Genomic DNA, 20,169 nt, shown 5'->3' on the forward strand with positions numbered 1-20,169 from the left:
CCGGTTCGCCGACCCCGGTGCGGGCGCTGGGTTCCACCATGAGACGGTCGGAAACGTGACGAACTACGCCCGCATGTATCGCTTCGGCGTCACCCCCTGGGAGCGCTACGGAAAAGCCGCGGCGGCGAGTATCGCCGCGCTGCTCGACCGCGAGGAGACCGAGCGGCCCCGCCCGCTCGGCCGGGCCCTCGACCTCGGCTGCGGTCGCGGCCAGTTCACCCCCGAACTCGGACGCAGAGGCTGGGAGGCGGTCGGCGTCGACTACGTGCCGGCCGCGATCGAAGCGGCCGGACGCCAGGCGGTGGAGGGCGTCACCTATGTCGTGGGGGACGTGACGAACCTGCCGCCGGCCGGCCTCGGGACGTTCGACTTCTTCCTCGACGTCGGCTGCTTCCAGGGTTTCGACGCCGAGCAGCAGCGGGCCGAGGGGCGGGGCGTCTCCGCGCTGGCCAACCCCGGCTCGACGCTGCTCATGCTCGCCTTCGGCCGCACCCGGCTGCGCGCCCGGGTGGGCGGGGTGTCCCAGGCGGAGGTCGAGGCCGCGTTCCCGGACTGGGAACTGCTCGACGTCCAGCCCGCGGACACCAAGGGGCTGGGCTGGCCGATGAACAGGACCTCACCGCAGTGGTACCGCCTCCGCCTGCGGTGACCTTGGCCGGTGTCACACGAAGAGGATGAGTTGGGCGGCGATGAGGACGTCGATCACGGCGCACCATAGGGCGTACGAGCGGAGCACGACCTTGTCGAGCCTGAGGTGGACGAGGTCCCAGATGCCGTGCAGGAACCAGCCGGCCGCCACGACGTAGCGGCCCGCCTCCGGGTCGATGATCAGGCCGGCCAGCGCCACGGCGCCGAAGCCGATCATGGCGAGTGCCTGTGCCTGGAGCTCACCCGACCGGAACAGGCGCCCGTCGGCGGCGCCCCAGACGAGGACGGCCAGGGCCACGGCCGCGGCGACCCCGGCCGGGTCGACGACGTCCACCGCCTCCAAGGCGGTGAAGGCGACGAGGAGGACGGCGAGCACCGCCCACGTCCCCCGGCGCCAATGGAACTTCGCGACCAGCAGGTAAAGCAGGGGCAGCAGTATGAACGCCTGCGCGAGGGACGTGACCTGCTCGCCGGTGTCGCCGCCGCCGCCCCAGGTGGCGGCGCTCATCGCGACGGCGAGGGCCGTCGGCCAGAGATACCGGGCGGCGGTGCCGATTCTTGACGTGGGCCGCGCTTCCGCACCGGGCGCGGCGGTGCCGAGCTCAGACATGGGCCGCGCTCCCGTACTCGGTGCGGCGGCGGAGCATGAGCAGGAACATCGCAGGCAGCATCAGGACGTGTTCCAGAAGCATCAGCGAGCCGCCCGCGATCACGCTCAACCACAGCAGCGGGAACAGCAGGGCGAGCGGCGCGAACATGGCGGCCGTCATCTCCAGGGAGCTCGCCCAGCCGTGGCCGCGGTAGCGCATCCACACGACCATTCCGACGGACATCTCGGCGGCCATCTCCACGGAGGCCCACTCGTCGCCGCCGGGGAACTCCAGCCCGGTGAGGGCCAGGGCGCCCCGCACGGCGATGCCGAGGACGGCCATCCCGACGAACATCGCTGCGATCATTTCCAGGTAGTGGCGGAGGAGGTGCCGCCAGGCGATCGCCTGCGGGCGACCGGTGGTGGGTGTCGTCATGACCGGGTCCCTTCTATACGGGGGTTGGGTATCTTCGCGTCCAAGCCTGGTGGACGCCCGGAACAGCCGTCAGTGCCGGAACCGCACGGGAGAGCAGGAAATCGTCATGGGATCCGATGACATTCGTCATGCGCCGCCCGGATCCGGTGTGCGCCGCCCGGACGGGGCCGCGGTGGGTCGCGAGCCGGGCCTTGAGCGTTTCCGCAGGCACGTCCGGTGGAGCCTGACCGCGACGTTCGCGATCTTCGTGGTCATGTTCGCCGAGGACTGGATCACGCATCCCGAGCTGAGCGTCCCGGGGCGTGCCTCGGCCGCGGCGGCACTGCTCCTCCTGATCGTGGCGATGGTCGTGTTGTTCGGCCGGCGGCTGCCGTCCACCGATGCGGAGGGGGGCGGGGACTCCGAACTGCCCCGGCCGCCGGTGGCGTGGCTCACCGCCGGGTGGGCGGCCGCGGTGCCGCTCGCGGTGATTCCGCTGGCGCTGCCCGGCCAGCGGCTGTGGTCGCTGGCGCCGGCGGTGATGGTGTCGGTCACCGCGACGTTCCTGCCGCCGGAGCGGCGGCGGCTCCTCATCGCCGCCGGGATCGTCGCCGCCGCGGCGATCGGCGGGCTGGCGGGCGGCGCCACCGGCGACGGGTGGCGGTTCGCGACGGGATTCCCGGCCGGGATGGTCGCCTTCACGGCGTGGACGACGCTCGGGGCACTGTGGGCGTGGGACGTCGCCGACCGGCTGAACCAGGGCCGCCGAATGGCCGCGGAGCTGGCCGTCAAGGACGAGCGGCTGCGCTTCGCCGCCGACCTGCACGACATCCAGGGCCATCACCTGCAGGTCATCGCGCTCAAGAGCGAGCTGGCCGCGCGGCTCGCCGGCACCGACGCGGCGCGGGCCGCGGAACAGATGACGGAGGTGCATCAGCTGGCCGTCGACGCGCTGAGCGACACCCGGGCCGTGGTGCAGGGGTACCGGCGCACCACACTGGACGAGGAACTCGCCAACGCGGCCAAGGTGCTGTCGGCCGCCGGCATCGAGACCCGCGTGGAACCGGGACACGACCCGGGGGCAGGCGAGCTGCCGGACGCCTGCCGGCACCTGCTGGGACTGGTGATGCGGGAGGCGACCACGAACATGCTGCGGCACAGCCGGGCGCGCGGCGCCGCGATCGGCTACCGGGTGGCGGACGGCACGGCCCGGCTGCGGGTGCGCAACGATGGGGCGGTGGACACGCCCGGAACGGGAACCGGCACCGGCCTGCGCACCCTCGCCGACCGGCTGGAACAGGTCGGCGGCAGGCTGACCTGGGAACACGACGGCGAGTGGTTCGAGCTGACCGGCTCGCTGCCGCTGCACGCGGAGGCGGGCGACCGATGATCCGGCTGCTGATCGCCGACGACGAGGACCTGCTGCGCGGCGCGCTCGCGGCCCTTCTGGAGCTGGAGGACGACCTGACCGTGGTCGCGGAGGCGGCGACCGGGACCGACGCCGTCGAGCTGGCCCGCCTGCACCGTCCCGACATCGCGGTGCTCGACCTGGAGATGCCGCCGGCGGACGGGCTGCACGCCGCCGGGCTCATCCGCGCCGAGCTGCCGACCCGGATCATCCTCGTCACCCGGCACGCCCGGCCGGGGGTGCTGCGCCGCGCGCTGGCCGCCGGGGTCCAGGGGTTCGTGCCGAAGACGACGCCCGCTTCCCGGCTCGCCGAGATCGTCCGGGACGTCGCCGCGGGCCGCCGCTACGTCGACCCCGACATCGCCGCGTCCGCGCTGACCGAGAGCGACTGCCCGCTCTCCGGGCGGGAGTTGGAGGTGCTGCGCGCGTCCCGGACGGGAGCGCCGGTCAGCGAGATCGCCGCCGAGGTGCACCTCGCTCCCGGCACGGTCCGCAACTACCTGTCGTCGGCCATGGCGAAACTGGGTGCGAACTCGCGGCATGCCGCCGCGCACCGCGCCTGGGAAGAGGGCTGGATCTGATCACGGCCCATGGTCGCGGCCCCTGGTCGCGGTCCCTGGTCGCGGTCCCCGGCGTCACGGGCTCCGGGCCGCGCGCTTTCGGGTGTGGGCGGCGCGGTGGGCGGCCATGCGGACGGGTGCGTTGGCGGTGCCGTAGCCGGTATGGCCGGAGGAGCGCTGGACGAATTCGAGGAAGACCCGCGACCCCAGGATCTCCGTGCAGAGGTGGAAGTACTCGGCGTCGCCGTCCCGGTCGTAGAGGACGCCGTGCTCGCGCAGGGCGGTGAGCAGGGCCGGGTCGGGTGCGAGGCGGGCGTCCAGGTCGTCGTAGTAGTTGCCGGGGACGTCCAGGAGCGGGGCGCCACGGCCGCGCAGGACCTGTGCGGTGCGGAAGATGTCGCCGGTGTGGAAGGCCACGTGCTGGGGGTCGGGGACGGCCGGAGCCCAGGAGCCGCGGCGCAGCACGGTCCCGTCGAGCAGGAGGCGCAGCCTGCGGCCGGGGTCGGTGACGGCCCGGCTGCGGACGAGCCCGAAGGGCGCGGCGAGTTCGGCGTCGTGCTCGGGCGCGAGACCGAACAGCGAGCGGTAGAAGAGGGTCGCCTCATCGAACGCGTCGAAGGGCTGCGACAGGGCGAGGTGGTCGATGGCGGTGATGCCGGCCTCGGCCGGTCCCGGCATGCCGGAGAGGATGAAGTCGCCGAGCCAGCCGTCCGGGGCGCCGGTCCGGCAGAAGAAGACGGCGGTGCCGTCGGGGGCGGCCACCGAGGTCAGGTCGGCCTCCGCCGCACCGCGGGTCCGCGGCAGGGCGGGGGCAAGCAGCGCGGTGGCACGCCGCGCCGAGCGTCCGGGATCGCCGGTCTCGACGGCGAACGCGCCGATGGCGGCCCGGGCCGTTCCGGTGGTGTTGAGCAGGACGCGGGCATCGCCCTGCTGCCAGAGCTGTACCGGCTTGGACCGGTGCTGCCCGATGTGCGCGAATCCGGTGGCGGCGAGGGTCCTGGCCATCTCGGTGCCGGACTCGGCGTCGGCCGCCAGTTCCACGAAGGCGAAACCTTCGGGCGCGGACGCCGCCGGGACCGGCGCGGGCAGGCCCCGGCGGGCGGCCGCCGCGGGGTCGCGGTGGACGAGTCCCTCCTCCAGCACGATCAGCGAACGCATCGCGTCCACGGCCGCGCGGCCGGGGGGTGCCTGCCGGAACACGTCGTTGAAGACCTCCAGCGACAGCGGGCCGGGGTAGCCGGCCGCGAGCACCCGCGAGGTGAAGCCGACGAGGTCGAAGGCGCCCTGCCCCGGGAAGAGCCGGTGGTGGCGGCTCCACTGGAGCACGTCCATGCGCAGGTGCGGGGCGTCGGCGAGCTGGAGGAAGAAGAGCTTCTCGGCGGGGAACTCCGCGATGCCCGTGATGTCGCCGCCGCGTGACAGCACGTGGAAACTGTCGAGGCACAGCCCCAGCGCGGGATGGTCGGCCCGCAGGACGAGGTCCGCCGAACGCTCCCACGTCCGGACGAACCTCCCCCAGGCCAGCGCCTCGTAGGCGACCCGGACCCCGTGGTCGGCGGCGACCTCGGCGAGGGCGCGCAGGTGCCGGGCGGCGAGGGCGTCGTCGTCGACGGCCTCGGACGCGACCGACGAGCACACCAGGACGGTGCCGGCGCCGAGGCGCCGCGCCAGCGCGAACTTGTGCCCGGCCCTGCGCAGGTTGCGCCGGTGCAGCTCCTCCGGGACGGCCTCGAAGTCGCGGAACGGCTGGTAGAGCTCGACGGTCAGGCCGAGGCCGGCGCAGCGTTCGGCGACCTGCTCGGGGCTGAGCGGGCAGGCGAGGAGGTCGTTCTCGAAGATCTCGACGCCGTCGAATCCGGCGGCCGCGGCCGCGCTCAGCTTGTCTTCGAGCGTGCCCGACAGGCACACCGTCGCGATCGACCGTCGCATGGTCCTTCCCTCCATTCCCGCGCAGGGCCCGGTTCGCCGGTCAGGGGGCGGTGGAGCGGATCGTCTTGAACAGCCCGGCCTGCTCGCCTTCGAGGTTCGCGCCGAAGTACGCCCTGGCCTTCGTGGCGAACGCGTTGCGGTCGACGTCCTCGACGATCGCGGGCTCGCCCTTGCCCTTCCACTCGGCGAGGATCTTCGCCTCGTCCTGCTCGATGCACTTCCGGTTGGCGGCGCGGGTGTCCGAGACGGCCTTCTGGAGGGCCTTCTGCTGCTCGGGACCGAGCTTCTTCCAGCTTTCCTCGTTGATGACGATGAGCTGGGAGCCGGTCTGGTGTCCGGTCAGGCTGACATGGGTCTGGACCTCGTCCAGGCTCTTCTCCGCGATCGTCGGGATCGGGTTCTCCTGCCCGTCGATGGTCTTGCGCTGGAGGCTGAGGTACAGCTCCTCGAACGCGACGGCGGTGGGGGTGGCGCCGACCGCCTTGGCGTTCTCCAGGTAGATCTTGGAGTCGGGGAACCGCATGCGCAGGCCCTTGAGGTCCTCGGGCTTGCGGATCGGCTTGTTGGCGGTGAAGTGCCGCATCCCGAAGTACCAGACGTCCAGCACGCGGGCGCCGGTCGCCTTGGCGAACTCCGCCTTCAGGCCGGTGCCCTCCTGCCCGTCGAAGAAGGTGAACAGGTGGTCCGGCCCGTTGAACGCGTAGGCCATGTCCAGGACGCCGATGGGGGCGTAGCTCCCGGCCAGCGCGGACGAGCCCTGCACGTCCATGTCGAGGTCGCCGGACCTGACGGAGGTGAAGCGCGTGTCGTCGTTGCCGAGCTGGCTGTTGGGGAACGTCTCGACCTTGACGCCGATGTCCTGGCCGTTGACCGCGTCGGCGACGGCCTTGATGCCGCAGCGGGTGTGCGGATGGTTGTCGGTGTAGCTGTTGGCGAAGGACAGGGTGACGGTTCCTCCGTCGTCGCCGCTGTTCATCGCGCTGCAGCCGGTCGCCAGGACGGCCGTGGCGGTCAGGGCCAGCAGCGTCTTGTGGGGTGTTCTCGGCATCTGCCTTGCTCCTCACGGGGTGGGGGGTGTCGGGTCGTGGGTGGTGCCGGCCCGGGTCGCTACAGGCCGAGCAGCCGGGGCAGGAAGGTGACGATCCCGGGGACGAAGGTCACCAGCATCAGCACGGCCAGGAGCGGGAGCAGGAACGGAAGGGTCCCGCGGAAGACCTCGTGGACCGGCATCCGCGCGACGGGGCTCATGACGTACAGCACCGCGCCGATCGGCGGTGTGAGCAGGCCGATCATCAGGTTCATGATGATGATCACGCCGAAGTGCATCGGGTCGACGCCGAACTCGGCGGCGATCGGCAGCAGGATCGGGACCGTGATCACCAGGACCGAGATGCCCTCCAGGATGGCGCCCAGCAGGATCATCAGAGCGTTGACCAGCAGCAGGAAGACGAGGGGGTTGTCGGTGAGCCCGAGCATCGCCTCGGAGACCCGCTGGGGGATCCGCTCCCGGGCGAGGATCCAGGCGAGCAGCCCGGACGCGCCGACGATCAGGGTGATCGACGCCGTGGTCGCGGCGGTCTCCCGGGCGATGCCGAACAGGTCCCGCCAGGTGATGCGGCGGTAGGCGGCGCCGAGGACGAGAACGTAGGCGGCCCCCACCGCCGCGGCCTCGGTCGGGGTGAACACCCCGCCGAGGATGCCGCCCAAGATGATCACCGGGGCGCCCAGCGGGCCGAGGACGCGCAGGCCCGTGCGGCGCAGCGTCGCCCAGGAGAAGGGGTCGCCGCGCAGATCGCTCCGGCGGCGCACCAGGACGTAGACCATGACGGCCAGGCCCGCGGCCATGAGGAACGCGGGGGTGACCGAGGCGGCGAACAGCGCCCCGGTCGAGACTCCGGCGATGCCGGCGTAGACGACCGCGGGGATGCTCGGCGGCATGACCGGCCCGATCAGGCTGGAGGAGGCGCTGATGCCGACGGCGAACCGCGGCGTGTAGCCGTTGCGGACCATCGCGGGGACCTCGACCTTGCCGAGGCCGGCGGCGTCGGCGAGCGCCGAACCGCTCATCCAGGAGAACCCGAGGCTCACGCCGATGTTGACGTAGCCGAGGCTGCCCCTGACCCGTCCGACGGCGGCGAGCGCGAACTCGAACAGCCGGTCGGCGATGCCGGCGTGGTTGGCGACGACGCCGAGGAGGATGAACAGCGGGACGGCCAGCAGGGGGAAGCTGTTGACCGCCTCGGTGGCCTGCCGGACGCTCAGCCCCGCCGAGTAGCCCTCCAGGGAGACGTAGGTGAGGCACGGGCCGAGCAGCGCGAACGCGACGGGGACGCGCAACAGCAGGAGGGCGGCGATGGCCGCGCCGAGTAGCACCATGCTCATGTCGGCTGCTGGTCCTCTCGGTTGTCGGGACCGCTCTGGCCGCCTTCGGCGGTCGCGTCCGTCTCGTCGGTGTCGTCCGCCTCGGGTTCCGGCCGGAAGACGGCGACGATCGAGCGGACGGTGGTGAGGAGCAGTCCGGCGAGCGGAATGGCGTAGAACAAGCGCATCGGCATGCCGAGCGCGGGCGAGGCCTGTGAGTCGCCGGCCGTGACCAGGACCCACGCCTCGTAGAGGAGGTTGAGGCAGACGATCGCGACGGTGATGTTGGCGGCGGCGCGGACGATGCGCAGCAGCCGGGGCCCGGCCACGATGTCGACCAGTTTCAAGGTGATGTGGCTGTCGCGTGCCGCGAGGTAGCCCGACATCGCGAAGGTGAGCCAGACGAAGCTGAACCGCGCGAGTTCACCGGTCCAGACCCAGCCGCCGGCGGGCAGATAGCGCTGCGCGGCCTGGAGCAGCATCAGGACGCCGATCACCGCCAGCAGGACGCTGCCGGTGATCGCCTCGGCCAGGGACAGCGCCCGAAGGACGCGGCCGGGCCGGCGGCCCGGGGGCACGGTGGTGGCAGGGGTCATCGGTGGTCCTCCCCCCAGTCGGACAGGTCGATCCAGGACTTGCCGGGCTCCGTCCGGGCCTCGGCGAAGGCACGCTCGGCCTGCCGCGGGGGCAGGCCCGGCCGCAGCAGCCCGGCCAGCCGGGCAGCCGCGCCGGCGACCGCCGCGACGGTCGCGGCGAAGTCGTCCGGGTGGTCGTAGATGAGGGTGCCGCGCACCTGGAGCTGCCGCCGCGTCAGCTCCATCGTCGACAGCCCGACCGGCTCACTGCTCATGCCGATCACCATGACGGTCCCGCCGGTCGCGACCTTGTGGGCGGACGTCTCCCAGGCGGCGGGGACTCCGGCGGTGTCGAAGACGAACGGGAAATGACGTTCGTCGTCGGGCGCGACGGACCGGGCCCCGATCCGCTCGGCGAACGCGACCCGGTCGGCCCGGGGGTCGGTCACGAACACGCCGGCTCCGGCCTCCAGGAGCGACAGGCAGGTGAGGAGGCCCTGTGACCCGGCGCCGACGACCAGGCACTCGGTACCGGGGCCCACACCGGCGCGCCGCACCGCCGACCGGGCGACCGCGAACGGCTCGACGCACGCCATGGTCTCCGCGCCTACCGGGGACGGCAGCGGCCAGGCGAACCGCGCGGGGACGGCGACCCGTTCGGCGAGCAGTCCGGGGACCGTGATGCCGGGACTGAGCCTGCGCTCGCAGCCGGAGGTGAGGCCGCGCAGGCACGGGGAGCAGGAGAAGCAGCAGTAGTTGGGCTCGACCACCACATGCTGTCCGACATGCCGGTCGTGGACGGCCGGGCCCACGGCGACGATGCGTCCGCCGCCCTCGTGGCCCGGCACCCAGGGCAGGGCGGGCGTGGGACGGGTGCCGTCGTGGACGGCGAGGTCCGATCCGCACAGGCCGACCGCGCTCATCGCGACGACCACGTCGTGGGGTCCGGGGTCCGGCTCCGCCCAGGAGTCGACGACCTCGGTGCGCCGGGGTTCCGTCAGGACGATTGCCCGCATGTGTTCCGTTCTTCGCGCACGGGTGGCGGTGGCCGCTGTGACCCCCGCCACATTTCTTGAATGTGCCGTTGACCCTAAAATCAGTGGTCGAGCCATGGCAAGCGGTTGCCAAAACTTTCCATCATGGGAAACTGAGGCCGGCGCGGGCCGAGCGGAGGGTGGGCGAGTGGCAGAGGGACGAGCGGGCAGCGGGCGGCCGACGATCTACCACGTGGCGCAGGAGGCGGGGGTGTCGCCCTCCACGGTGTCGCGTGCGATGTCCAACCCCGGACGCGTCAACGCGGCGACCGCCGCCCGCGTCGCCGAGGTCGCGGCCCGGCTCGGCTACCGCACGAACACGCTGGCCAGGGCGCTGCCGTCCGGCCGGACCGACACCCTCGCGCTGTTCGTCTCCGACATCACCAACCCCCACTTCTTCGGCGTCATCCGCGGCGCCGAGCACCAGGCGCGCGCCGCGGGCTGCACGCTCATCGTCGGCGACACCGAGGAGTCACCCGAGGTCGAGGCGCGCAACATCGAACGGCTCGGGCCGTCCGTCGACGGGTTCGTCATCGCGGCGAGCCGCATGTCCGACGAGGAGATCACGAAGCTCTCGGCCGGGCACCGCCTCACCCTGGTCAGCCGGCAGGTCGCCGGCGTGCACAGCGTCATCGTCGACCACGCCGAGGGCACCCGCCAGATCGTCGAACACCTCGCCTCGCTCGGCCACCGCTCGATCGTCTTCCTCGGCGGACCGCCCCGCTCCTGGCTGGGCGCACGCCGCTGGGAGTCCCTGGCGGTCGCCGCCGGACGGCACGGCATCTCCGCCCGGCGCATCGGGCCCTTTCCCCCCACCGTGGCCGGTGGCGCCGCCGCCGCCGACGCCGCACTCGGGACGGGCGCCACGGCCGCCGTCGCGCACAACGACCTGCTCGCCATCGGCGTCCTGCGCCGCTGCGCCGAACGGGGCGTGGCCGTGCCCGAGGACATCAGCGTCGTCGGCTATGACGACATCTTCGGCGCGGACTTCTGCTCTCCGCCGCTGACCACCCTCGCCGGCCAGTTCGAGGAGTCCGGCCGCACCGCCGTCGACATGCTCCTGGCCATGCGCGACCGCGACGGCGTCCGCCCGGCCCGCGACCAGGTCGTCCTCCCCTCCCACCTGGCCATCCGCCGCTCCACCGGCCCCACCCCCCGCTGACCCTGGGAGCGCGGGCCGGTCAGGGATTCGGGGGCGCGTCGCCGGCGGCGAGGCGGGCGCGCAGGGTCTTGCGGTCGAGCTTGCCGACGGCGGTCTTGGGGACGGCGTCGCTGAAGACGATCCTGCGGGGCTTCTTGTAGGAGGCGACCCGTTCGGTCACGTGCGCCACCAGCCGTTCGCGGAGCTCGTCGTCGGCGGTCGTCCCGGGGGCGAGGACGACGACGGCGGTGACCGCCTCCACCCAGCGTTCGTCGGGGGTGCCGACGACCGCGGCCTCGCGCACGGCCGGGTGCTCCAGCAGGGCGTCCTCGACCTCGCGGGGGTAGACGTTGTAGCCGCCGCTGATGATCATGTCGGAGGTCCGGTCCTTGAGGTGCAGGAAGCCGTCGTCGTCCAGGACGCCGACGTCCCGGGTGTGGACCCAGCCGTCGCGGAAGGTCTCCGCGGTCAGCTCCGGGGCGTCGAAGTACCCGGCGACGGACGAGGGGCCGCGCACCACGATCTCGCCCGGCTCGCCCTGCGGGACTTCGCGGCCGTCCTCGTCCAGCAGCCGCAGTTCGATCTCGGTCGAGATCTGCCCGCAGGCGGCGAGCCGGTCGCCGGTGTGGTCCTCGGGACGCAGCACCGCGATGCACAGCGGGATCTCGGTCTGCCCGTAGTACTGCCAGAAGCGGTCCCGGCCCCAGACGCCCATGGCGCGCTCGATGACGGGACGCGGCATGGGCGAGGCGCCGTAGATGACCCGGCGCAGCGTGGAGACGTCGGCGGTCGCGAAGTCCGGGTGCTCGACCAGCATCTGGATCATGGTCGGCACCAGGTTGATCGCCGTGGCCCCATGGCGGGTGATCGCCTGCAGGAACGGCTCCGGTGCGAAGCCGGGCAGGATGACCGTGCGGCCGCCGCGCAGCCACAGCGGCAGCACGAACACCCCGCTGGCGTGGATGAGGCTCGCCGCGTGCAGCATGACGTCCTCGTGCGTGGCCGGGAAGAGGTTGAGCAGCACGTTCCGGCAGATGCCCGCGTAGGACGCCTGGGTGTGCTGCGCCGCCTTCAAGGTCCCGGTCGTGCCGGACGTGAACAGGGTGAGGATCACGTCGTCGGCGCCCACCTCGACGTCGGGCAGGGTCGCGGGCGCGCTTTTGGCCCGTTCCATGAGGGGCGGTTCGCCGTCCAGGCCTGTCTCCAGGCCCAGGAACGCCACGCCGGGCAGCGCGGCGGCCAGCTCGCGGGCCCGTTCGGTCAGGTCGGCGCCGAACACCACGAGTTCGCACCGGGTGTCGGTGAGCATGGTGACGTGCTCGGCCACCGACAGCCGGGCGTTGAGGGGAACGCGGTTGATCCCGCCCTTCACGCAGGCGAAGTCGAGCGGGACGCTGAGCATGCTGTTGTTCACCAGGAGGCCGACGCGCCGGTGGTGGCCGGCGCCCTCCCGCGCCAGCGCGTGGGCGAGCCGGTTGCTGAGCTCGTCGACCTGGCCGAACGTCAGCTCCTCGTCGCCGAATATCACGGCGGCCCGATCGGTGTGCTGGCGTGCGCCACGGACGATCAGCTCACGGGTGGTGGGACTCATGGGGTGGTCTCCTCTCGGGCGAACCGGCCGTGCCGGCCCGCTCCGGCGGCGAAGCGGGCGGCGCCGGCCACGCCCTCACGCTGGACGATGGGAACGCCGGCGGCCCCCTCGGCGCGCAGCGCCTCGGCGAGGGGCAGGTCGAGGCCGGCGTAGGTGGAGGCACGGTCGGCGAGCACGCATTCGAACGGGAAGCCCGCGATCTGGTCGGCCAGCTCCCGTGCGGCGTCGACCGCCTGCCCGGTTTCGACGACCCGGTTGGCGAGGCCGATGGCGAGCGCCTCGTCGGCCTCCACGGGCCGTCCCGTCATGATCAGGTCGAGCGCCCGGCCCAGGCCGACGATCTGCGGCAGCCGGACGGTGCCGCCGTCGATGAGCGGCACGCCCCAGCGGCGGCAGAAGACGCCCAGTACCGCGTCGCGCTCCACGATCCGCAGGTCGGCGAGCAGGGCCAGCTCCAGCCCGCCCGCCACGGCGTACCCGCTGACGGCGGCGATGAGCGGCTTGCCGAGCTTCATCCGGGTCGGGCCCATGGGGCCGCTTCCGCCACCGGCGGGGTCGAGTTCGTTGCTGCGTTCGGGGTCCCCCACCGAGGTCAGGTCGGCTCCGGCGCAGAACGTCCCGCCGGTCCCGGCGAGCACCGCCACGCGCTGCCCCGGGTCGGCCTCGAACGCCTCGAACGCCTCGCGCAGCTCGGCGGCCATCCGCCGGTCGACGGCGTTGCGCCGGTCGGGACGGTCCATCCAGATCGTGGTGGTCGTGCCCGCCACCTCGACACGCACGTCTGCCATCGGCACCTCCCGCGGTCCGCAGAACACGACCTACAGTGAAACGACCTCTTCCATTTGTAACACACTGTGGAAAAATCTGGCTAGGAGTTGTTACAAGTGCTCGAGCTGACCGCCCGCAAATTCCTGCTGGACCTGGTGACGGCCCGGCCGCGCACCCGGTTCTCGATCTCCACGCTGTGCCTGGGCGGGGAGATCGTGGGGTTGAGCGCGCCGAGCATCCGGATGGCCGCGAAACGGCTGAACGAGCAGGGCGTGCTGGAACGCGACGGCCGCGGCGTCTACATCGCGCGTCCCGACCGGCTGCGCGCCTACCCCCACATCGAGCAGTGGGCGACCCGCCACACCTCCCGCGTGCCGTGGACGGGACGCTGGGCCGCGGTCGAGAACTCCGCCACCGCCCGCACCGACCGCGCGGCCCTGCGCCACCACGACCGGGCCCTGCAGCTCCTGGGACTGCACGCCTGGCGCGGCGCGCTGCACGTCCGTCCCGACAACCTCCGCGGCGGCGTGGACGGGCTGCGCGGGACGCTCACCGGCACCGGCATGGCCCCCGAGGCGGTCGTGTTCGCGATCGACCGGCTCGATCCGGCCACCGACCGGGAACTTCGCGGCCTCTGGGACACCGGCGGCCTCATCGCCCGCCTCACCCGGACGGCGGACGAGCTCACCCGGAGCCGCGACCACCTCGGCACCCTCACCCCCGAGGAGTTCGCCCACGAGTCCCTCCTGCTCGGCAGCCGGGCGATCGCCACGATCCTGCACGACCCCCTGCTCCCCGAAGAGCTCTGCGACCCCGAACCCCACCGCCGGCTGGTCGCGGTCACCACGGCCTACCAGAACACCGCCCAAGCCACCTGGGGACGCCTCCTCGGCCTGGACGCCGACAACCCGGACTGAAACCCTCGGGCCAGAGTGACCCGGCCGGACGCGCGGCCGTTGTCAACTCTTTCCCTTGAACCCACCTGATTCTCGGGTGATGGTCGCAGGAGCGGCGTCGTCCGGTACGGATCCGGCCGTGTCGCAGCGGGGGCACAGGACCGGCGGAACCGGATCGTGGAAGGGAAGCCCCCGATGGCGGCCAAGGAAGTGTTCGGCAGCAGGATCACCTTCGTCGCCGCCGCGATCGGGATGGCCGTCGGCACCGGGAACATCTGGCGGTTCCCCCGGGTGGCGGCCGAGTGGGGCGGGGGCGCCTTCCTGGTCGCCCTGGTGGTGGCGAACCTGGTGTGGGCCGTCCCGATCCTGATGGCCGAATCCTTCATGGGCTCCAAGAGCAGGCTCGGCACGGTGGGCGCCTTCCGCGACTTCATGGGGCGCAGGTTCGCCTGGATGGGCGCCTACATGGGGTTCGTCACCGTCGGCATCCTGTTCTACTACTCGGTGGTGTGCGGGTGGACGCTGCGCTACCTGCTCTACTCGCTCACCGGGACCTTCGACGAAGGGCGCGACACCCAAGCGCTGTGGGACGAGTTCACCTCCACCCCCTGGCAGACGATCCTGTTCCACCTGCTGGCCATCGGGCTGGTGGGCGCCATCGTCGCCCGCGGACTCAAACGCGGCTACGAGCAGATCCTCAAGTGGGCCATCCCCGCACTGTTCGTGATCCTGCTCGTGCTGGCGGTCCGGGCGCTCACGCTGGACGGGGCGGAGGAGGGGCTGCGGCACCTCTTCGTCCCCGAGTGGGACCGGCTCGGCGACGCCCAGCTCTGGCTCCAGGCGTTCACCCAGATGGCCTTCTCCACCGGCGCCGGGTGGGGCCTCTACCTGACCTACGCGGTCTACATGCGGCGGCGGGAGGACTTCGGGCTCAACGCCACGGCGGTGTGCGCGGGGAACCTGCTGGCGTCCCTGCTCGCCGGCACCGCCGTGATCGGCGCGCTGTACGCGCTGGGCGAGCCGCAGCAGATCGCCAGCGCCACCGCGGGCAACGAGGGCCTGGCCTTCGTCTTCTTCCCCCAGCTGTTCGCCGAGATGCCCGGCGGCGCCTTCTTCGGTGTGCTGTTCTTCCTGGCGCTCGTCATGGCGGGGCTCTCCAGCCTGATCGCGATGGCGGAGCTGGCCACCCGCAACGTCATGGACGCCGGTGTGACCCGCACGCGCGCGGTCGGGCTGGTGGTCGCGGTCACCGCCGTCGCCGGCATTCCCTCGGCGCTCAGCCTGGACTTCTTCGCCAACCAGGACTTCGTGTGGGGTGTCGCGCTGCTGATCAGCGGCCTGCTGGCGGCGATCGCGATGATGAAGTACGGGCTGGAGCGGGCGCGGGCGGCGATGGACGCCGACAGCGACTTCCGCATCCGGGCCTGGTGGCCGTGGCTGATCCGGCTGTTCCCCGCGATGTTCGCGTTCGTCATCGGCTGGTGGGTCTACCGGGCGATCGACGAGTTCGCCCCCGACGACTGGTGGAACCCCTTCGCGACGTTCAGCGTCGCCACGCTGCTGCTGCAGTGGACCCTGCTGTTCGTCGTCCTGTACGCGCTGAACAACGTCTTCGCCGACCGGATCGGCGGCGGGCCGATGACCGCACCGGCGCCCGCCGGGGCCGTCCCGCCCTCCGGCGCGGTCGAAGGCGCGGTCGAAGGCGGCGATGACAAGACCTCCTCCTGAGTTCCGCCCGGTGAGAAAGGAGACCCCGTGGACACCGAAGTCCTGGTGTGGACCGTCGTGTTCCTCGGCGGCGACGTGCTCGTGCTGATCCTGCTGCTCTTCTGGGCGGTCAGGAAGGATCGGGAGAAGCGGGCCGCGGCCGGGCCGGGAGTGCGCGGATGAGGAACGCGATGACCACCAGCGACGACAGCGCCCACCAGATGTGCGCGTCCTGCCACGGGGCCGGGGTCAGTCGCGTCATGAACAGGTAGGCGAAGGCCGCCCAGAGGCCGGTGACGACGATCACGGGCCAGGTGCCCCGGCCCCAGCGCATGATGAGGTACGGCATCGGCCACATCAGGTACTGCGCGCCGAACCGGTAGGTCACGATGAGGAAGACCAGCAGCAGCGCGAGGGTCAGGGCGACGGGGTCCGCCTTGCGCCACCACCAGGCGGCGGCGAGCAGCGCCAGCGCGAGCACCGGGGTGCCGACGGTGCCGTACCCGGCGGACACCACCTGCTCGCCGCCGGTCACGATCGCGGTCCATCCCCAGTCCCCCACCACCGGACGCGCCGACAGCGACGCCGACAGAGTGGCGGGCAGCCGGTCGATCGGGGTGCCGAAGACCGGGACGCTGCTGACCAGGAACGCGACGGGGACCACGGCCGTCCACCCGAGGACGGTGAGCCGGCGCCGCAGGCCGGGGACGGCGAGCAGGACACCGGGCAGAAGCAGCACCGACCAGTTGGCCGAGGTGACGGAAAGGCCGATGAGCACACCCGCCAGATGGACCCCGCCGTTGCGGGCGGCCAGGAGCGCCGCGGCGCCCAGCACCAGCGTGATGGGGCCGAACTGGCCGTGCACGGCGCTCACCATCAGCACCACCGGCGCGCACGCGTACTGGAGGCCCCGGAGGGCGCGGACCCGCGAATCCGGATCCGTGCTCAGTTTCGCCACCAGCGGGATCAGAGCGAGATCGGCCAGGACGGGAACGACGCGTCCGGTGAACCCCCAGGGCAGCCCCAGCAGGTCGCCGAGCGCCCGGACTCCGGCGAGGAGATAGGCCAGCAGCGGCAGGAAATGCCAGCCGCCCTCGCGCAGTTCGAAGAGCGGGTCCCGGCCGTCGAGCACGGCGTCGGCGGTGGCGGGGAAGTCCACGGCCAGGTCATAGGGCTGCCAGGTGTCCTGCGCGGCGATCAGCATCATCGCCGCGCGCAGCACCGCCCCGACGGCCACGGCCGCCCACAGCGGGGGCGCCCACCGCCGCCGCGCGGCGAGCACGCCGAGGGCGAGCCCGGCCACCAGCGGCAGCCCCATCACCAGAACATGGATCACCGCTCGCCCCTCATCCGTTGATCACCATGCCGGACCCGGTGCGCCTCGCCGGTTCGAGTCGGTACCCCGGCCGAGGTTCCGTTAGGGTCGGCGATCAGAAGTTTCACGAGCGTACGGCGGGTGAGCAAATGACAGGGACGACGGCTCCGGGGCAGGACCCGGGCCTCACCGGGGCGCGGGTGCTGGTGACCGGGGGTGCCGGATTCATCGGCGGCCGCCTGGTCACCGCCTTGCTGGACGCTGGGGCGGAGGTCGTCGTCGCAGATCGGCAGCCCCATCCCGACCCCGCCGTCCGGTCGGTGGTCGGCGACCTGTGCGACCCGCAGGTGCGCCGCGCCGCCGTCTCGCGCGGGCTGGACGGCATGGTCCACCTGGCCGCGGTGACCTCGGTGCTGCAGTCGGTGGAGGACCCGGCCGGCGTCTACCGCCTGAACGTCGAGGCCACCGCCGACCTGCTGGAGCTGTGCCGCGAACGTGAGGTGCCGCGCGTGGTGTTCGCCTCGACCAACGCCGTGACCGGCGACGTCGGCGGCACCCCCATCAGCGAACGGATGCCGCTGCGGCCGCTCACCCCCTACGGCGCGACGAAGGCGGCGGCGGAGATGCTGCTCAGCGCCTACACCGGCGTGTACGGGATGCAGACCTGCGCGGTGCGCTTCGCGAACGTGTACGGGCCGGGCATGCGGCACAAGGACAGCTTCGTCCCGCGGCTGATGCGCGCCGCCGCCTCGGGCGGCGGCGTCCAGGTGTACGGCGACGGCGCCCAGCTGCGCGACTACGTGCACGTCGACGACGTGGTGCAGGCCGTGCTGCTGGCGTGGCGGACCGGCCGCACCGGCCCGCTCGTCGTCGGGTCGGGTTCCTCCACGAGCGTCAACGACCTGATCGACACGGCGCGGGCGGTCACCGGCGCGCCCATCCCCGTCGAGTACACGCCGGCCAAGGCGGGCGAGATGCCCGCGGTCGTCCTCGACATCTCCGAGGCGCGCGCGCTGGGCTATGAGCCGCACCACGACCTCCGCTCCGGGATGGCGACCGTCTGGCCCGATTTCGCACCGGTGGAGGTCGCGTGACCGGGGCACCGAACCGCGCGGGAGGCGGCGTGAACGACGCGGGAGGTTCCGTCGACGACGCGGCGGTCGCGGACTTCGCCGACGAGTACGGCACGAAGCTGCCGCCGATCGCGGTCGTCATCGCCGCCTACGACGAGGAACGCGGCATCGGCGAGGTCGTGCGCTCGATCCCCGGAACCGTCGCCGGACGCGCCACCGCGGTGATCGTGGTGGTGGACGGGGCGACCGACAAGACCGCCACCGTCGCCCGCGAGTACGGCGCGATGGTCTGCGACGTGCCGGTCAACCGCGGGCAGGGGGCCGCGCTGCGGCTGGGCTACCGCCTCGCCCGCGAAGGCGGCGCCGAGTTCATCGTCACCACCGACGCCGACGGCCAGTACGACTCCGCCCAGATCCCGCGGGTGCTGGCCCCCGTGCTGGAGGGCGAGGCCGACTTCGTCACCGGGTCGCGCCTGCTGGGCCGGCAGGAGACCTACGACCGCGTCCGCCGCGTCGGCGTTCACGTCTTCGCCTGGCTGGTGAGCAGGCTGACCGGGCAGCGCATCACCGACACCTCGTTCGGCATGCGGGCCATGAGGGCCGAGGTCACCGGCGCCGTCACCCTCCGGCAGCCGCAGTACCAGTCGTCCGAGCTGCTCATCGGCGTCATCTCCAGGGGGTACCGGGTGCGGGAGGTGCCGGCGACGATGCGGCTCCGCACGGCCGGGTCCACCAAGAAGGGCGGCAACCTCGTGTACGGCTTCCGCTACTCACGGGTCGTCGTCGGGACCTGGTGGCGGGAACGCCGCGGCGCGTCCGCCTCACCGGCCCCGGGCCGGGTGCCGGGGCCGCCCGCGAAGACGAGGTAGTGGAACAGGACGAACTTCACCACGAACATCAGGCCGTAGACGGCGAGGAAGACCCCGCCGACGAACGCCGTCTTCAGGCCGTCGGAGTCGAACAGCCGGGGGCTCAGGCGGTCCGCCGCGCCCGTCGCCCAGGCGGAGATGACCATGCTGGCCACGGCGATCCCCCAGTAGGGCACCAGCTCGCGCCACAGGGACGCGCGTCCTCGCCGTCCCCACGCCCACCGCCGGTTGAGGACGTAGTTCAGGCCCGCGCCCGCCCCCCAGGCGGCCACGGACGCGGCGCCCGGGCTGAGGAGCCCGGGCCCGTACGTCAGCAGCAGCGTCGCCTCGCTCGCCACCGCCGCCAGCACCGAGCCGATCGTGTAACGCGTGAAGATCAGCCGGAAGGCGCGCCGGCCGCGGGACCGGGGCCGGGCCTCGTCCTCGGGTCGAGCCTCGTCCTCGGGCCAGGGCTTGTCCTCGGACCGGGCCTTGGACCGGGCCTTGGACCGGGACCAGGCGGAATCGGCGTGCATCAATCCCGCGATGCCTCCGGCTCGGCCGGCACACGGGCGACCGCCAGGACCGACTGGCCGAAGCGCACCGGCAGGATCCGGTCCAGCACCCGGGTGACCGGGACGATCACCCGGTCGTACACGCCGACCGCTCCGCTGTTCGGCGCCTCCGCCCGCCCGAGCCGCATGGCCGCCCACCAGGCAAGGCCGCCGAGCAGGTTCACCGGCCGCACCCGCTCGCACTCAAGCCCGGCACGCCGGATCGCGTCCCGCAGCGTCGTGGGCGTGTAGCGGCGGAAATGCCCGACCCTGCGGTCGAAATCGCTGTACAGGCTCTGGTAACCGGGCACCCACAGGACGATCGTGCCGCCGGGAACGACCGAGCGCGCCAGCGAGGCGAGCACGCCGGCGTCGTCCTCGAAATGCTCCAGCACGTTGATCGCCACGACCGAGTCGACCGGCCGGTCCAGGCGATCGCCCGCGTCCAGGTCGAACCCCTGGACCTCGATCTCACCGGCGATCTTCTCGTCACCGGCGAACCGGTCCTTCATCACGGCCACGGCGCCGGGGTCGACGTCGGTGACCACGAGACGGTCCAGCCCGGTGAACTGGGCCGAGAACTCGCCCAGGCCCGCGCCGACCTCCAGCACACCGGCGCCGCAGTGCGGGGCGATCAGATCGAACTGGTAGCGCCGGTAGCGGGGCTTGTCCGCGCCCGCGGACTCGGCGTCCCGGTCTCCGAGCCCGCGGCCGGTGGCGCGGGTGAAGGCGCCCTGCGAGTCGTTCATGAGGCTCC

The 20,169-nt window shown here is 72.5% G+C and carries 21 protein-coding genes; 9 read left to right on the forward strand and 12 right to left on the reverse strand.

The annotated features are described in order from the left end of the window. Positions 1 to 73: 73 nt before the first annotated feature. Positions 74 to 649, forward strand: coding sequence for a class I SAM-dependent methyltransferase (locus tag ACGFIS_RS11510; RefSeq protein WP_392912892.1), 576 nt, complete (start codon positions 74 to 76; stop codon positions 647 to 649). A 12-nt stretch (positions 650 to 661) separates the two neighbouring features. On the opposite strand, the gene ACGFIS_RS11515 is transcribed toward ACGFIS_RS11510, so the two are convergent. After that, entirely contained in the window at positions 662 to 1,258 is a 597-nt protein-coding gene (locus tag ACGFIS_RS11515) for a hypothetical protein (RefSeq protein WP_392912792.1), read from the reverse strand. Continuing rightward, entirely contained in the window at positions 1,251 to 1,673 is a 423-nt protein-coding gene (locus tag ACGFIS_RS11520) for a hypothetical protein (protein WP_392912794.1), read from the reverse strand. The genes ACGFIS_RS11515 and ACGFIS_RS11520 overlap by 8 nt, the downstream gene beginning before the upstream one ends. 106 nt (positions 1,674 to 1,779) lie before the next feature. Here ACGFIS_RS11520 and ACGFIS_RS11525 point away from each other — a divergent pair, with 106 nt between their 5' ends. Together ACGFIS_RS11525 and ACGFIS_RS11530 are read left to right on the forward strand one after the other, a co-directional pair. Then, positions 1,780 to 3,042, forward strand: a complete 1,263-nt coding sequence (locus tag ACGFIS_RS11525; protein ID WP_392912795.1) for a sensor histidine kinase — start codon at positions 1,780 to 1,782, stop codon at positions 3,040 to 3,042. Next, positions 3,039 to 3,641: a DNA-binding response regulator gene (locus ACGFIS_RS11530; protein WP_392912797.1), complete on the forward strand. Its 603-nt coding sequence runs from the start codon at positions 3,039 to 3,041 to the stop codon at positions 3,639 to 3,641. The genes ACGFIS_RS11525 and ACGFIS_RS11530 overlap by 4 nt, the downstream gene beginning before the upstream one ends. Before the next feature lie 54 nt (positions 3,642 to 3,695). On the opposite strand, the gene ACGFIS_RS11535 is transcribed toward ACGFIS_RS11530, so the two are convergent. From ACGFIS_RS11535 to ACGFIS_RS11555, 5 genes are read right to left on the reverse strand one after another with little or no spacing between them, the layout of a single operon-like run. Next, complete coding sequence (locus ACGFIS_RS11535; protein WP_392970464.1) at positions 3,696 to 5,549, reverse strand: bifunctional sugar phosphate isomerase/epimerase/4-hydroxyphenylpyruvate dioxygenase family protein; 1,854 nt, start codon at positions 5,547 to 5,549, stop codon at positions 3,696 to 3,698. A gap of 40 nt (positions 5,550 to 5,589) precedes the next feature. Continuing rightward, positions 5,590 to 6,597: a DctP family TRAP transporter solute-binding subunit gene (locus ACGFIS_RS11540; RefSeq protein WP_392970467.1), complete on the reverse strand. Its 1,008-nt coding sequence runs from the start codon at positions 6,595 to 6,597 to the stop codon at positions 5,590 to 5,592. A 59-nt stretch (positions 6,598 to 6,656) separates the two neighbouring features. Continuing rightward, positions 6,657 to 7,931, reverse strand: coding sequence for a TRAP transporter large permease (locus ACGFIS_RS11545; protein WP_392912800.1), 1,275 nt, complete (start codon positions 7,929 to 7,931; stop codon positions 6,657 to 6,659). Then, complete coding sequence (locus ACGFIS_RS11550) at positions 7,928 to 8,506, reverse strand: TRAP transporter small permease (RefSeq protein WP_392912801.1); 579 nt, start codon at positions 8,504 to 8,506, stop codon at positions 7,928 to 7,930. Before ACGFIS_RS11550 ends, ACGFIS_RS11545 begins: the two co-directional genes overlap by 4 nt. Further along, positions 8,503 to 9,501, reverse strand: a complete 999-nt coding sequence (locus ACGFIS_RS11555; RefSeq protein ID WP_392912802.1) for a zinc-binding dehydrogenase — start codon at positions 9,499 to 9,501, stop codon at positions 8,503 to 8,505. The genes ACGFIS_RS11550 and ACGFIS_RS11555 overlap by 4 nt, the downstream gene beginning before the upstream one ends. Before the next feature lie 166 nt (positions 9,502 to 9,667). Between ACGFIS_RS11555 and ACGFIS_RS11560 the strand changes: the two genes are divergently transcribed. Next, positions 9,668 to 10,681: a LacI family DNA-binding transcriptional regulator gene (locus tag ACGFIS_RS11560; protein ID WP_392970470.1), complete on the forward strand. Its 1,014-nt coding sequence runs from the start codon at positions 9,668 to 9,670 to the stop codon at positions 10,679 to 10,681. 19 nt (positions 10,682 to 10,700) lie between these two features. Here ACGFIS_RS11560 and ACGFIS_RS11565 read toward each other — a convergent pair whose 3' ends face one another. Both ACGFIS_RS11565 and ACGFIS_RS11570 read right to left on the reverse strand, forming a co-directional pair. Then, positions 10,701 to 12,251, reverse strand: coding sequence for a class I adenylate-forming enzyme family protein (locus tag ACGFIS_RS11565; RefSeq protein ID WP_392970473.1), 1,551 nt, complete (start codon positions 12,249 to 12,251; stop codon positions 10,701 to 10,703). Next, on the reverse strand, positions 12,248 to 13,039 hold the full coding sequence (locus tag ACGFIS_RS11570; RefSeq protein WP_392912806.1) for a crotonase/enoyl-CoA hydratase family protein: 792 nt from the start codon (positions 13,037 to 13,039) through the stop codon (positions 12,248 to 12,250). The genes ACGFIS_RS11565 and ACGFIS_RS11570 overlap by 4 nt, the downstream gene beginning before the upstream one ends. 96 nt (positions 13,040 to 13,135) lie before the next feature. On the opposite strand from ACGFIS_RS11570, the gene ACGFIS_RS11575 reads away from it, so the two are divergent. The 3 genes from ACGFIS_RS11575 (at position 13,136) to ACGFIS_RS11585 (ending at position 15,805) form a co-directional block, all read left to right on the forward strand. Further along, on the forward strand, positions 13,136 to 13,936 hold the full coding sequence (locus ACGFIS_RS11575) for a hypothetical protein (RefSeq protein WP_392970476.1): 801 nt from the start codon (positions 13,136 to 13,138) through the stop codon (positions 13,934 to 13,936). A gap of 174 nt (positions 13,937 to 14,110) precedes the next feature. Next, positions 14,111 to 15,643, forward strand: coding sequence for a sodium-dependent transporter (locus tag ACGFIS_RS11580; RefSeq protein ID WP_392970479.1), 1,533 nt, complete (start codon positions 14,111 to 14,113; stop codon positions 15,641 to 15,643). 27 nt (positions 15,644 to 15,670) lie between these two features. After that, positions 15,671 to 15,805: a hypothetical protein gene (locus ACGFIS_RS11585; protein ID WP_392970482.1), complete on the forward strand. Its 135-nt coding sequence runs from the start codon at positions 15,671 to 15,673 to the stop codon at positions 15,803 to 15,805. Here the strand turns inward: ACGFIS_RS11585 and ACGFIS_RS11590 are convergent. Then, the gene (locus ACGFIS_RS11590) at positions 15,753 to 16,958 is read right to left on the reverse strand and encodes a hypothetical protein (protein ID WP_392970485.1); all 1,206 of its coding nucleotides are present in this window, start codon (positions 16,956 to 16,958) and stop codon (positions 15,753 to 15,755) included. The two genes, ACGFIS_RS11585 and ACGFIS_RS11590, sit on opposite strands and share 53 nt — an antisense overlap. Positions 16,959 to 17,086: 128 nt before the next feature. On the opposite strand from ACGFIS_RS11590, the gene ACGFIS_RS11595 reads away from it, so the two are divergent. After that, positions 17,087 to 18,031, forward strand: a complete 945-nt coding sequence (locus ACGFIS_RS11595; protein ID WP_392970488.1) for an NAD-dependent epimerase/dehydratase family protein — start codon at positions 17,087 to 17,089, stop codon at positions 18,029 to 18,031. A gap of 29 nt (positions 18,032 to 18,060) precedes the next feature. Beyond that, positions 18,061 to 18,879, forward strand: a complete 819-nt coding sequence (locus tag ACGFIS_RS11600) for a glycosyltransferase family 2 protein (RefSeq protein ID WP_392912812.1) — start codon at positions 18,061 to 18,063, stop codon at positions 18,877 to 18,879. Here the strand turns inward: ACGFIS_RS11600 and ACGFIS_RS11605 are convergent. Together ACGFIS_RS11605 and ACGFIS_RS11610 are read right to left on the reverse strand one after the other, a co-directional pair. Beyond that, on the reverse strand, positions 18,777 to 19,394 hold the full coding sequence (locus ACGFIS_RS11605) for a GtrA family protein (protein ID WP_392970491.1): 618 nt from the start codon (positions 19,392 to 19,394) through the stop codon (positions 18,777 to 18,779). The genes ACGFIS_RS11600 and ACGFIS_RS11605 overlap by 103 nt on opposite strands. Beyond that, the gene (locus ACGFIS_RS11610) at positions 19,394 to 20,161 is read right to left on the reverse strand and encodes a class I SAM-dependent methyltransferase (protein ID WP_392970494.1); all 768 of its coding nucleotides are present in this window, start codon (positions 20,159 to 20,161) and stop codon (positions 19,394 to 19,396) included. The genes ACGFIS_RS11605 and ACGFIS_RS11610 overlap by 1 nt, the downstream gene beginning before the upstream one ends. Between the last annotated feature and the right edge of the window lie 8 nt (positions 20,162 to 20,169).

The organism is Spirillospora sp. NPDC048824 (assembly GCF_043198455.1).
Lineage (GTDB): Bacteria > Actinomycetota > Actinomycetes > Streptosporangiales > Streptosporangiaceae > Spirillospora.